Here is a 236-nt window from a genome sequence, read left to right on the forward strand (position 1 = left end):
CATCGGCATCTTTTTGGTTAACAGTACGACCAGATAGGCTAAGTACGTAAGCCGTCATTTCTTTAACGCCTTGCTCACCTAATGCATCACCCCAAGGTGGCATTGCTGCAACACGGCCTAAAAGTAATGTTTCTCTGATTTTGTCAGGTGTACCACCGTACAACCAATCGTTGTCAGTGAGGTTAGGGAAGCCAGTACCACCACGAGCATCAGAGCCATGACATTGTGCACAGTTT

Annotated in this window: 1 protein-coding gene; it reads right to left on the minus strand. The window is 47.0% G+C overall.

The features are described 5' to 3' along the window. On the minus strand, positions 1-236 hold a 236-nt coding region (locus AAEY75_RS17085), incomplete at both ends, for a c-type cytochrome (protein WP_352260378.1).

Source organism: Psychrobacter sp. TB55-MNA-CIBAN-0194 (assembly GCF_040309505.1).
In the GTDB taxonomy this organism is placed as follows: domain Bacteria; phylum Pseudomonadota; class Gammaproteobacteria; order Pseudomonadales; family Moraxellaceae; genus Psychrobacter; species Psychrobacter fozii.